Here is a 13,559-nt window from a genome sequence, read left to right as displayed (position 1 = left end):
TATAAATTTTGCCAAAGGATTACCAACCCGGATTTTGTACCAGGTTTGCGTTGATTTGCAGTTCAGACAAGCGGATGGGCGAGAAGTAATCACGCATCGCGAACCGCTGATTGAACAGGAGCACCGGTCTGTAAAAGGATTCAGCATCGCGCTGCTCAATATCCCAACCGTGTACCGGCCCGTTCAGATTACCGCTGGTATGCGCAATCATCCATCGTTTGAGGTCCCAGTAACGATGACCTTCGAAAGCCAGTTCGTTGGTCCGTTCCTGCCGGATGATCTGCCGCAGGTTATTCCTATCCAGGTAGTACCCTGGCTGTGTGGAGTACTCATCCCAGGATTTCTCCAAAGGGGGGATACCGGCCCGTTCGCGTACCTTATTAATCCACTTGGAGACCTCCGCACTGTAGCCACCCACTTCATTGAGTGCTTCAGCATAAAGCAGGTACAGGTCGGCCATCCTGAACTCCGGCCAATTGTAAGCGTGGATATTTGTGGCCGGCAGCTGTGGTGTCTGCACTGTGCGGATGTCAACGAGTTTTTTGAGCTGGTAACTAGTGACGGAGTATCCGTTCACACCTTGCCGTGCGGAAAGTTCGCCTGACCTTCCCTGTATGTACAACATACCACTATTTCCGTCGTCTTCCAGGGTCACATCATAGTTGTTCGTGGCATTGCCGAACCAGATTCCGCGGTCGAATCCGACCGAGGCATAGAATCTGGGCTCCCGGTCATAGTGCAGCCTAACGGTTGCCTGCCCTTTTTTTATATAGTACCGGTCTTCCTCCGTCGCTGTGACGAGCGCTTCGTCGGACTGGGCCACCCAATCCCGGTCATATTCGATAGGTAGCCCCTTGTCCGTATAATATTGCCGGACCATCTTCAGCGTAGGCGCTACAGAACCCTTGGGGGTCACCGCCTCCACTCCGCGGTCGCCAGGAATAATCTGGGGCGAGAATAGGCGCTGAATATCACCGAGCCGGCTATTGGTCAGCGGCCATAGGACCTCCCGGTTGTTTTCTCGCTCGGTGACGGCCGTCCGGATATCCAACTGCGTCTTGATGGTGTCGTTGATGGTATAGGAAAAACTGCCGCCAAACCGGTGCAGGCCGAAACCTTGCGCTTCGCAAAATTCAACAGCCTCCCGGCAAGCGTCGGCCGCCCGTACCCATTTCTGCGGATCAGGTTCAGTATTGAACAGCTCGCGGCCTTGGTTGTCCTGCACGGTGAAGAAGCCAGGGTTGCCGCCGTTAAACAGCGGGCTGGCCGCCGTCACCAACACCTTGGCTTTTACCGCCAAAGCAATTGCGCGGGTGATTCGGCCAAGCTCCGTGTTTTCCAATCCTCCGATGTGATCGGGCAGGCTTTCATTGGCAATGGCCTCGTCAAGCAGTTCGACGATATACGCAAAACAATCATCCAGCGGTTCCCGATAGATTTTCACGTCCTCCGGTGATGATTCCAGCGGCAGATTGGTCCGGATCAGGGGAATAGGGCCGTACATTCGCACAAGAAAAAAATGGTAGTACGCCTTCAGGAACTTTACTTCGGCGATCCACCGTTCTTTTTCGTACTCTTCTAAGTTCACCACCTGGTCTATATTTTCCAAAAAAGTGTTACAGTCGCGGATGGCCTGGAAATAGGGTTTCCCTTGGTTAGCCCCATTCCAGTAATTCACCAGCGGATCCTGAATGTTCTGCATTCCCCTAGCCACATTGAACACCGACGCATTAAAGTCGCTGCCGGCTCCACCCATCTGCTGGAAGTACCAAACTTCATCTGCGGCGTTGAATCCGGCATTGAGGTCTACTCGACCATTATTGGGCAAATAGGAATAACATGTAAACAGATACCGTTCAGCCGACGAGCGTAGGTGAAACGCATAGTCGATGGTCGGTACATTGTCGGGTATGATATCAAGATAGTCCTTGCAGGCATTGAGCGACACCGCCAATAAAATGCCTGCGCTTATTCGAATAGCTTTCATGTAATCGATATTAGAAATCTAACTGTAAACCGATGTTCATCACACGTTGGATCGGATAGCCGAGCCCATTGCCGGCCATTTCGACATCCCAGTACTTAAATCCGGTGATGGTAAATAGGTTGGTTGCTGAGCCGTACAGCCGCAGGTTTTGCACTTGAATGCGCTCGACGAGCGACCTGGGAAAGGTATAACCCAGCTCTACACTCTTTAGCCTAAGGAACGCCCCATTTCGCATAAACCAGGTACTGGTCTGGTTGCTGTTGCTGTTGTAAACTGAAGACAATCGTGGCCACACCGCATACAGATCCCTGTTTTCCTCGGACCAATAGCTATCGGCATAAACCTTGAGCAATTGGTTCTGCAGCTGTTTACCGGCTAGGAAACCTGCGTCAATCTCTGCCTGCGAACGGTAATTGATAAAAGGAGACGTTGCATTGACGTCTATCCAAAAAGAGGAGCGCGCCGACCCTTGGAAGAACGCTGAAAAGTCGACAGACTTGTACCGTGTGGAGAAGCCGAAGCCATAAACGATTTCAGGTACCGTAGGGAAGCCGATTGGAACCTGATCCAATGAATTGATGACACCGTCCCCGTTGATATCGCGGTATTTGATATCGCCACCACGGGTTATGAAATCGCCGAAGTTCTGTACCGGCGAACTCGCCACTTCATAATCATCGACGAAAAGCCGTTCGGCGATATATCCCCAGCGCTGCGACGTGGAATGCCCTTTTCGGTATAACCAAGGCTCAGCATAGGACGGTTCTTCAAACGCTTCGTAGCGGTTTTGGGAAAAAGTGAAGTTGCCTCGGAACGAGAGGTAGAAGTCCGGCCCGAAATTGTTGCTGTAATCCAGCTGGAGGTCGGTAGACCGGGACTTTACTTCACCTACGTTGGCCCTCGGCGTGGCCTGCAAGCCCATGGTAGCAGGTATGGACGCTCGATTCATCAGGATGTTGTACCGATGATCCATGAAGTACTCGGCTATGAGGTTAAATCGTCCTCCCAGTCCCAGCTCCAAACCGAATGTGGTGTTGCGGGAAGTCTCCCAGGTGATTGCTGGATTGGCATAGCGGCTGATGCTGTACCCCGCGCCCCCATAGCCTGCATTGGTGCCAAATTGGTATCCATACCCACCCTCATTCATGTTGACCTCCGATAGGTAAAAGAAACGGTCACTGGCACTACCGATGGCGTCGTTGCCGACCAGCCCGATGTTGGCGCGTACCCGCAACTTATTGATGAATGACGACAGCGGCTCGAAAAAATGTTCGTTTGAGATGGCCCAAGCAACACCTGCCGATGGGAAAAAGCCGTAGCGGTTTTGCGCTGAAAATCGCTCGGATCCATTGTAGCCGAAGTTAAACTCGACGAAATAACGGCTGTCATAATTGTAAGTGGCCCGACCGGAGACGCCAAGGTTGCGATACGGCAATGACTCCTGCAACGTTTCCGCATTGCTCTCTGTTTCGGATCTCATCACCAAAATGCCCATGGCCGAGACATTGTGCTTTTCCGCAAACGAACGGTTGTAGTTCAAAGCTGTCTGTAAGTGAAATACAGCATTTACCGTCTCATCGCCGCGCACGAAATCCAACCAGTCGGTGCCACCACCGGAAGATGCAGGGCCGTCGTTAAGGGGTATCAATTGGTAGGTGTTGGTCAGCTTATCGTAGTAATTCATGGCGTATATAAACGGGATGTATTGCCTCCCTACCGATGCATAAGCTCGCCGATTGGTGTTCATCATTCCGTTGAACGATAGCCCCTCGGTAATGAAGTGAAGATCCTGGTCGAGTTCTACCTGTGCAACCATCAGCGACCGGCTGTACTCGCGGTACCCTTTCACCATTTCGGCATAAGGATTTACCGCGTTTCCGGCCAACGTGTTGCCAAACTTGATGTGATTCAGCCCCCTGTCGTCAGGGGTTTCTGGATAATACGGAAGAAAGCGAGTCTGCGGAGCCCGCATCACCATCTTGAAGATATCTTCACCGCCGGATAGCGGTCCGCTGTAGTCGTCGAAGTTTCCGTTAAGACGAACACCCACTTTGGTCGATTTGGATACGTTGATGTTGATATTCGCCCGGAGGTTGTATGAATTGAGATCCACATTGGAATTGAAATTGTTCCTCGGGTCTACCTTTAAGACGCCATTGTCTCGGTTGTACGTGCCGGCGACGTAGTAGGTCATCGCCTGCCCGCCCCCGCTCAGGTTGAAATTATACCGTTGATTCAGCGTATAGTCTTTAAACAACGCTTCTTGCCAGTCCACTTGCGGGAAGGCGATGGGGTTGGTTCCTGCAATGGTATTGTCAATCTGACTCTGAGGATAGATGATCTCGCCCAGCGGATCGCGGGTAAGCACCGCCTCGTTGCTCAGCCGCATGTATGTGATGGGATCCGCCAGTTTCACTTGCCGTGTAGGTGCTGAAATGGAGTTTTCTGCCCGGAAACTGATACGGGGTTTGCCTTCCGCACCGCCCTTGGTAGTGACCAGAATGACACCATTGGCGCCCCTGGCGCCGTATACTGCGCTTGCCGTAGCATCTTTCAAGATAGAAAACTCCTTGATATCGTCCGGTTGCAGCCGCGCCAGGTCCGTTGTCGTATATTCCATCCCGTCAATCAGGATCAGCGGAGATTGTCGGTACCCGAAGGTGGTGGCACCCCGGATAAAAAACTGCGCGTCATCTGCACCCGGCTCCCCGCTACGCTGGTAAGCGATCATACCGGCCACCCGGCCCGCTAAGGCCGTTGTCAGATTGCTCGAAGGAACTTTCAACTCCCCTGGGTTTATTGTGGTAATGGAGCCGATCACTGACTCCTTTTTTTGGGTACCGTATCCAACCACCACAACTTCGTCCAAGCCGCTTTGGTCTACGTTCATCAACACGTCAATCACTTTTTTCCCGCTCACCGGTATTTCCATGGTTTCGAATCCCACCATGCTGAAGACCAACACGACCTCGCCTTGGGGTATTTCCAGTACATACTTGCCGTTCAGGTCGGTTGTGGTGCCGATAGACGGCCTGCCTTTGACGAATACCGAAACACCGGTCATGGGACCGACCGAATCGGTGACGGTACCAATGACAGTCAGGTCTTGCTTGGTCAAGCTGTTGTAATACCTGGGGCGGCGAGTCGACCGGATGGTGATCACGTCTGTCCGCATTCGGTAAGCGATATCCTTGCCTTCGAACAACCGGTCCAGTACATTGTCCAGGCTTTCATTTTTCACGTGCAATGAAACCGGATTCATCTGCTCGAAAATACGTTCATTGTATAAGAAACGATAGTTGGTCTGCTTCTGTAGCTCATCGAAAACATCTTTGATATCTGCCTTTTCGACAACGAGTGTTACCAACTGTGCCTTGCTCGTGGCATGGGCGCCTAATGCCAGCGCCAGGGTTAAAAACATAACCAGTTTCATGATCCTGAAAATTAGCGGATATTGAATGTTACTGGTCGAGGCAAGTCCAAAACTTGCCTGTTCCAAGTTTTTGACTTGTGTCAAATATTTCATACTTTCGTCACAAATAAAGGGTTACTATTATACCATTGAATTCTACTGATTCTCTGTTGATAGCCCTTCTGTATTGCCGGAAGTGGTGGCTCACTTCCGGCGTTTTTTTTGGGGCTTACTTAGGAGTTGTTTGTACGTTTATTATCCCATGCTGTTAGTGTTTAAGTGAACGTAATTTTACTTTAGTGGTTATTTGATACGATGACATTCCTTCCATCAATCTCGAATCGCAGGTCGCTTACATCAGCGAGCATGCGTAATACACCGCCCAATGTGGAGTTGCGCGGTACACTACCGCTGTAAACATCTTGCTGTATCTTGCCTTCGTAATGCACCTGTACCTGATACCAGCGCGCAATCTGTTCCATGATGGTTTGTATATGGTTGCCGTCGAAAACAAAATATCCGTCTTTCCATGCGGTGACTCGTTCCAGGTTGGCCGGCAGCACATCGATACCCGTCGGCTTGCACACAGCCTGTTGACCCGGGGTGAGCAGGCGGACCGAACGTGTATCCATAATCTTGACGGCCCCTTCAACCAAAGTAGCCTGCACCTCTTCGGAGTATGCAGAAACGTTAAACCGGGTACCAACCACTTCGATGGTTTTTCCTTCAGCCTCGACAAAAAAGGGACGATTGGGGTCTTTAGCTACGTCAAAAAAGGCTTCGCCATCCAAGAAGACGCGCCGCTCGTTGCCACTAAACTGAACTGGAAATTTTAAAGTTGAGCCAGAATTGACCCATACGACGGTGCCGTCGGCCAGCGTCACTTTATATTGCCCTGCGTAAGGAACCCTGATTTCATTGAAATGCGAAGGGTCAACACCGTTTTGCTGCAGGTAGCTAAGCATTCCGTTTTTCGTTTGGGAAATGGCGTGTTTTCCCTCTTTGATAGACCGTTCGGATTGGTCCAGCGATACCGTCTTGCCATTGGATAGCACGAGTGTTGCCCGGTCATCCCCTGGTAGTACATCGTTTTTGAAGCCAAATTGGCTGTCTGCTATGACACGGCCATCTTGTCGGCTGCTATACCACCACATCGCCATTGCCACCGCAGCGACCAATGCCGCTGCCCGGTAAAGCCATTTCCAGTTAGCCATTCTTCTTTGCGTACGATTATGCGCTGAACTGTGCGGCGCTGTCCGTGCATGCACCTTTTCCCAGGCAGCGGTCACGTTCAGTCGTTCGGCATAGGCAAAGTCTTTTTGCAAAGCACTCGTGTTCCGGTAATAGTCCAGTAACTTTTGTTTTGCCGGATCGGAAGCAACGGACTGCAAAAAAACACGCTCTTCGTCCGGAGTAAGTTCCATCCGCAAGTACCTTAATAGTGATTGGGAGAAATCAAGCGCCTCTTTTTCGTCCATGATATATGTTCCGCTTTTATCCTAAGACACGGACATACCGAAAGTGGGTGGAACGGAAAAACAACTTTTTTAAAAAAGTAGGATAGGAAGCAACAAGCTCATGGCTTGCGGGCTTAGGTAAGTCCGCAATAAGGATAGCGCACGTTGTTTTTGACTTTTCACCGTATTGATGCTGATGTTGAGTTCATGTGCAATCTGCGGGTTGTTCAGCCCTTCGAAAAAGCCCAAGCGAATCACCATGCGGCATCCTTCAGGCAGTTGCCGCAATGCTTGGTGTATTTCGCCAACAACTTCGGCATGAATCATCGACGAAAGGGCGTGGTGTTCTTCGAAGACTTCCGAAGGCCTTGTCGCTTCGTACCGCTCGGTGACCTTTTCGTGCCTGAGCCTGTTCAAGCAGGCATTCTTGACGGATTGATAAAGGAATGCCTTGATTGATTCTGGCCGATTTGAAACCGATGTATGCCGTTCGATATAGGCTACGAAAACATCTTGCACCACATCCTCAACGATATCTACATCGCCTAGAAAACGCCGAGCAAAATCACACAGCCGGGTATAGTATGCTTCGAACAAAGACTGTTGAGACAGTAACTGTTCCTTGGATTCGTATATTGTCGATGCATTATCGTTGGTGTCCATACGCCGTGCCGCTGCTCATGGTCTAGTACGGCGCCAAAGGTAGCTGGGTAATGTTATCCAAGCGTTAATTTACATTAAAGAAAACCATAAGCTCATCGTTTGAAATAGCGGGAGGAGGTATATCCACATCCATTATCACCTTAATAAGTTATCTCAACCCTTCTGAAATCATTCAGCCTACCTTTAAACGCGCTAAAGTCGCTCGGCCGGGGCATGCTTAAGGATTTGAGTTTACCCTCCTCGTCAAATAAGATATAGCGTGGTATACCTTGCCCTCCTGCAATGTTCAAAAACTCGAATAGGGGAGAGTCTTTAGACTGTAAAATATAGTTTGCTTTTTGTCTGTCCGGCATGTTCCAGCTCAGCAAGACACGGAACGCACCAGCTTGCCCATATATCAATTAGTAAATAGCGGCCCTTATGGGCGTCAAGGATCTGGCGCATGGAAAGCTCGTTCCCCTGATCATCCGTCAAAACGGCATTGAGTGCCTTGTCCGGAAGCTGCTGATTTAGTTTGTTGACATAATCGAGGCTGCCCAATACCCATTGTTTATATACCGTATCCGTAATTTGTGAGGCAATTTTTTGTGTAACGCTGGTATACTCCAATTTGTGAGTCGGCGGCTTATCCGAAAACACTCCGGAATATTTGGCTGCCAGGGAACCCAATAAAAATTCCCTGATGCGGTTTTCGAAATGTTCATCTACATAATCTATATTTCGTTCAAATTCCTCCATTTCGGTCAACGAGCTATCTTTTCCTACGGGAAGTGGGACGGTTAGCCCCAGTGTAAAAAAGCGGGAGCTAAGCAAATCGTCATTGGCCAATTCCACGTGCTGAAGCCTAATTTCCTGCATGGCCAGCGATTGGTCCTGTTTGCCGAATTTCCTCATGAAATTCGTTAAATCCGCGATGTATTTGGCTTTAATTTCTTCCTTAAACACATCGGCAAATGACGCGGACAGCATGGGGTCGCCGGCCGCACCTTCCAATAACGAATCTACGGCGTGGCCAATGCCCTGATATGCCGACTTGAAATCACCAAACGTTTGGATGTCCTTGCTATATAAATCATCTTCCCAACTTTTTAGTTGGCGGTAGACATTGTAATGGAAAGCATGTTCCCCGGAAAAATAAAAGGGGTAATCGGCATTCCGGTCGATTTCAACGCGTAGGCTGTCATTCGGTGAAACCCACGATTTGTGGGCGAATCCCCTGCTTGGCATTTGGAAATCTACGGATACAGGACGCGTCGCCGGAATAACAAGTGTGAATACACTGTCATTCTGATAATGAGCATGAGCGATGGTTGACGCAGGCTGATAACGTGCATCAAATGTAGGGTTCCACCGCGTGACTAAAACCGGTGTGCGTTTATGCAGTTTATCAATACCAGAAATGACTGCCGTTTGGGCAGTAGACCGATGAGATCCAAAGCAAGGCACCATAAATAATACCAGTAGTTTCAGGAGATTCGATCTATGACTCATGAATATGCATTTTGTACGCAAAAAATATAACGCGTGGCTTTGTTTAAGACGTCTAAACCATATTTCTTTTGCTTGATTGTTTATTCAGCTTGTATAGCTTGACTGTTTATTTGGTATTGATAGTTTTCCAAAGAAGACCTTGATTGAAACGAAGGTAAGACTTTTGTTAACGATGTTCCAGCAGTTTTGCCGGCTATCGAGAAATTTAATAATTTGTTAAAATAAATTTTACTCCCCATAGAATATGGTAGGCAATTTGCCAGTTTGGATTGCCGTATTCTTCGGTATTCCACTGTTCTTCCGGTACTTTGCTTATCGCTTGGCGAAGCATGCCAAGGCTTGCTTTGTACTGCGAAGCAAGGATGTCTGCAATAACGTTATGTTCAAATCAAGCGGCTTCTGCCAAGCAATTTTTCAACGTCATGAGCGGGGTGTTCTTTTTCATTTCTTTTCCGCCGTATCCCGTATTTGTGCAGGATAGCGTTCGCCTACGATGCGAATAGTCGCCAATGCCGCATTGATTTTGTTCAAGTCGTCAGCAGTCAATGAAATGTCAGCACCACCCATGTTTTCTTGCAGCCGATGTAACTTTGATGTCCCAGGAATTGGAACAATGAATGGCTTCTGGGCCAACAGCCAACCCAACGCTATTTGCGCAGGCGTAGCGTTTTTTTCCTCCGCAATGGAAACCACTAAATCAACCAATGCCTGGTTGGCGGCTCTGTTTTCCCTGCTGAAACGAGGCAACATATTCCTGGTATCCGCCTTGTCCAACTCCACCTCTGCGTTGATTGTTCCTGTCAGGAATCCTTTGCCTAAGGGACTGAAAGGAACAAAACCAATTCCTAATTCCTCCAATACGGGGATAATTTCATTTTCGGGTTCGCGATAGAACATGGAATACTCGCTCTGCAAAGCTGTCACAGGCAAAACAGCGTGCGCCTTTCGGATGATATCCGCGTTTATCTCACATAGACCAAAATACTTTACTTTTCCCTGTTGGATCAACTCTTTTACTGTGCCTGCAACATCCTCAATGGGGACGTTGGGGTCAAACCGATGTTGGTAAAGCAAATCAATGCAGTCGGTCTTCAGGCGTTTTAAAGATGATTCTGCCGCGGCTTTGATGGTTTCCGGGCGGCTGTCCAGTCCCAACCTTACATTTCCGTCTTTAAAGCCAAACTTGGTTGCAATTACAACCCCCTTACGCAAAGGCTCCAGTGCTTCACCAACCAAGAGTTCGTTGTCGCCATAACCCTGTGCCGTGTCAAAAAGCGTTATGCCCTGTTCAACTGCTGAACGGATTAGCCTGATGCTTTCTTCTTTGGCAGGTGCATTCGGAAAGCTCAATCCCATGCAACCATACCCCAATGCAGATACTTCCAGTCCGCTAATTCCTAATTTTCTTGATTCCATTTTTTTACTGATTTTTAATTTGATACCACAAAGGTTGCTCAATAAAAAATGAAACCATTTGCCATATGGCAAAAAGCAATTTTAGCGGATATTTTTTCGTATTCTGCTTAAGGAAGATTGGGTTATTCCCAGGTATGACGCAATATAAGACAACGGAATACGATTGATCAGCGTTGGAAATTTTTCGATAAAATCAAGGTAGCGGGTGGTGGCATCCTGGGAAACCAAATTACTTCTCCTTTCTAATTTTTCCCTATGATGTTTTGCCGTTATTTTGTGGACGATACTATCCCAATCGACAATAGTTTCGGAAATTTCGTTCCAATTTTTTTTTGAGAATATGACAAGCTCGCAGTCTGTCATGGCTTGCAGGTATTCTGAGGGTACGTAATTCCCCTCAAAGGCAGGGCCATCCAGAATCAGGTGGTTCTCATCTATAAAATATCGGGTATTTTCCTCACCTTTATTGGTGTAATAATAAACCCGAAGCACGCCGGCTGTAAGAAAACCAATGCGTCTTACCATCTTTCCGGCTTCCCAATAATAGTCGTCTTTGCCAAGCGCTAACACTGTTGCTTTGCTTGAAACAAGGTCAATTTGCTGTTGGTTTAAATTCCCAAACTGTAAAATGTATTCAATAAACCTCTCCATTCCACAAAGTTAGCAATCGTTAGTTAGGGACATTTGTCATTCGGCAAAAACATAGTCATTTACACGTATGGTTCTCACTGCCCAACCGTTGAAGCATTGTATCCGAATCTTTGTTTGAACGAAGCAGAAAAGTGCGAAAAGTTCTCAAACCCGACTTGCAAATAAACTTCCGAAGGTCTCTGTCTTAATTCTGAAATTAAAAAATGTGCTTTATCTAAACGCCTGTCCTTTAACCATCTTTCAGGTGTTTGGTGGAACGCTTTTTTAAAATCCCTTTTAAAGGTTGACATACTTCTTCCTGTTAATTTTGCGAATTGTTTTATCGGCACATTGTAGGTGAAATGGCTGTTCATGAAGGTTTCCAAATCGATTTTGAAAGGTTCACTGAAGTCAAACAGCAATTCTTTTAATCCGGGATCATGAGACAGCAGAAGTTCAATCGCCTCTTTCGTTTTCAGTTCTGATAATCGTTTAGTTAACTGTCCTGGCTGTTCGAAATAGGGAAGAAGCGAATCAAAAAATCCTGAGATAAAATGATTTTGATTGAGTTTAAGCATCGTTTTCCCTGTGTAGGGCGACGTTGCGGCAAGTCCATTCGCAGCACTGTATCTTCTTAACGTTTCCTGGTCTAAAATGATACCTACGGACTTAAAAGGCTTTCCGTCAGCCGAAGGGATTTTAACCGTTTTGGCTAACTGATTCCTTTTTAGCAATCCTATTGTTCCCGGAGTATATCGTTGTGTTTCTTCATTGTTGTAGACACGCCCTTCTCCTGATAGAAGCATCGACAATGTATGTTCACTCCAAAATTGCTCTTGGCTAAACTGTTGCTTACTCGTGTAAGAAAGCAATATATTATGCTGAACAATGTCTATCGTTTCCATTTCACTTGGTACTACTTTATTTGACTTGCGAGAATTTTATCCATTAACTTATCTGAGGTTATTTTCTTGACAAAAAGAATGGGCTTAGCCAAGTAACCTTTTGCATATCTCGCTTTTGGACTTTTTGATTCAATGGCCTTCTTGATCAGTTCCGCAATAATAATAGGGTCGGAACTTTTATCATCACTGTTTTTAATCATATTTGCAAATTTTGATACCATGTCTTTGTATGCTCCATTGCCTGATGTCTTCATCAGATTATCATAGGCGATATTGCTCCATTCTGATTTAATGGCTCCCGGTTCAATAAGAATAACATCAATACCGAAAGGTTTGACTTCGTTTCTCAAACTATCACTCAAGCCTTCCAATGCGAATTTACTGGCGTGATACCAACCCCCTAAGGGGCCGGCCAATTTTCCACCAACCGAAGATATATTTACAATTTTTCCAAATTTATTCCTGCGCATATAAGGCAACACCAATTGTGTAAGCCTCATGGCTCCAAAGACATTGACCTCCAACTGATGTTTAGCGTCGTTGATGGAAACATCTTCGATGGCACCGTGCGAACCAAACCCTGCACTGTTGACCAAAATATCAATCCGTCCACCGGTTTCTGCTAAAATGTGCTTGACACAAGCTGTAATTGTTTCATCCTTGGTTACATCTAAAACAATAGGATTGACCCCGAATGCCTTTAAATCTTCCAATCTTTCTTGTCTACGCGCCGCCCCATATACTTCATAACCGTTTTGCGCCAATAGTTTTGCGGTTTCTTTGCCCATCCCTGCAGATGCCCCAGTGATTAATACGACTTTTTTCATCTTTTCTAAGTTTTATTTTCAATAATGGCGCAAAGTTAGAACTCTTTTAGGCGATGCATTTTGCTCACAGGTTCAAATCTCTTTGCATAGAAGCTCAACATTTTTTGGTTTTGAAAAAAGCCCTGACGTTCAGCGAGGTTTTGTGATCCGCTGGTACAGGTACTCGAACGCTTTTTTGAAGGTTTGAGGCGATTGAGTCAATTAAAAGATGTACACTGCGACGAAAGAAGATTTTTGTTTAACAGCTTGAAAAATTCTTGTTTATAGGCACTGCCTATTGGGATTAGACGCTCCTCATCTAACATCCTTACGCAATTGCCTTCTATCGTAATTAAGTGCGCAAATGAGATAATAAACGATTTGTGGAGCCTGATAAAGCCGCTATTGGACAGTCTATCATCTAATTCTTTTAGGCTCATATAGGTGATGATGCGTTGTCGCTTGACTTGGTGGATGTATCCGCCCTATGAACTACATGTTTGATTTTTGAACTATCTTTTTATAGTTCTGCGGGTATAAGTCTTTGAGGTTTTTGTGGTTGATGGACATGATGTTTTCCAGCGTGTATTTGAGCCATTGGAAGGGGTTGACCTCATGTTTCCTGCAGATGGCGAAGAAGGAATAGATCATGGCTGCCCGCTGCGCCGCTTCGTGGCTTCCGGCGAACAGGTAATTTTTCCGGCCAAGGGCAACCCCACGAAGCGCATTTTCGCATAGGTTATTATCTATCTGCAGGTTCCCGTCATACAGGTAAGCCGACAGCCCGTCCCA

Annotated in this window: 11 protein-coding genes; all 11 read right to left on the bottom strand. The window is 47.1% G+C overall.

Features of this window, described 5'->3' with window-relative positions; genetic code table 11:
- Positions 1-19: 19 nt before the first annotated feature.
- A complete protein-coding gene (locus B5X72_RS09095; RefSeq protein WP_079716572.1) occupies positions 20-1,987 on the bottom strand; it encodes a RagB/SusD family nutrient uptake outer membrane protein in 1,968 nt (655 codons plus the stop codon).
- A 10-nt stretch (positions 1,988-1,997) separates the two neighbouring features.
- Positions 1,998-5,420 carry a TonB-dependent receptor gene (locus tag B5X72_RS09090; RefSeq protein ID WP_245826906.1) on the bottom strand — a complete coding sequence of 1,141 codons (3,423 nt, stop codon included), beginning with the start codon at positions 5,418-5,420 and terminating at the stop codon, positions 1,998-2,000.
- A 275-nt stretch (positions 5,421-5,695) separates the two neighbouring features.
- The gene (locus B5X72_RS09085) at positions 5,696-6,877 is read right to left on the bottom strand and encodes a FecR family protein (RefSeq protein ID WP_079716570.1); all 1,182 of its coding nucleotides are present in this window, start codon (positions 6,875-6,877) and stop codon (positions 5,696-5,698) included.
- A gap of 69 nt (positions 6,878-6,946) precedes the next feature.
- Positions 6,947-7,519 (bottom strand): RNA polymerase sigma-70 factor, encoded by a 573-nt coding sequence (locus tag B5X72_RS09080; protein ID WP_079716569.1) that lies wholly within the window; start codon positions 7,517-7,519, stop codon positions 6,947-6,949.
- 312 nt (positions 7,520-7,831) lie between these two features.
- A complete protein-coding gene (locus B5X72_RS09075) occupies positions 7,832-9,010 on the bottom strand; it encodes a TlpA family protein disulfide reductase (protein ID WP_079716568.1) in 1,179 nt (392 codons plus the stop codon).
- Positions 9,011-9,451: 441 nt separating this feature from the next.
- The gene (locus B5X72_RS09070) at positions 9,452-10,426 is read right to left on the bottom strand and encodes an aldo/keto reductase (RefSeq protein ID WP_079716954.1); all 975 of its coding nucleotides are present in this window, start codon (positions 10,424-10,426) and stop codon (positions 9,452-9,454) included.
- 81 nt (positions 10,427-10,507) lie between these two features.
- A complete protein-coding gene (locus tag B5X72_RS09065) occupies positions 10,508-11,077 on the bottom strand; it encodes a Crp/Fnr family transcriptional regulator (RefSeq protein ID WP_079716567.1) in 570 nt (189 codons plus the stop codon).
- Between the two features lie 74 nt (positions 11,078-11,151).
- Positions 11,152-11,961: a helix-turn-helix domain-containing protein gene (locus B5X72_RS09060; protein ID WP_079716566.1), complete on the bottom strand. Its 810-nt coding sequence runs from the start codon at positions 11,959-11,961 to the stop codon at positions 11,152-11,154.
- Positions 11,962-11,972: 11 nt separating this feature from the next.
- The gene (locus B5X72_RS09055) at positions 11,973-12,788 is read right to left on the bottom strand and encodes an oxidoreductase (RefSeq protein WP_079716565.1); all 816 of its coding nucleotides are present in this window, start codon (positions 12,786-12,788) and stop codon (positions 11,973-11,975) included.
- Between the two features lie 197 nt (positions 12,789-12,985).
- A complete protein-coding gene (locus tag B5X72_RS21180) occupies positions 12,986-13,243 on the bottom strand; it encodes a LytTR family transcriptional regulator DNA-binding domain-containing protein (protein ID WP_394332953.1) in 258 nt (85 codons plus the stop codon).
- Between the two features lie 16 nt (positions 13,244-13,259).
- A partial coding sequence (locus tag B5X72_RS09045; protein ID WP_139378621.1) for an IS66 family transposase occupies positions 13,260-13,559 on the bottom strand: 300 nt, incomplete at its 5' end.

Origin of the sequence: Parapedobacter luteus (assembly GCF_900168055.1) — a bacterium.
GTDB lineage: Bacteria > Bacteroidota > Bacteroidia > Sphingobacteriales > Sphingobacteriaceae > Parapedobacter > Parapedobacter luteus.
Note: the sequence above shows the minus strand (reverse complement) of the source record. Positions and strands in the feature narration are given on the sequence as shown.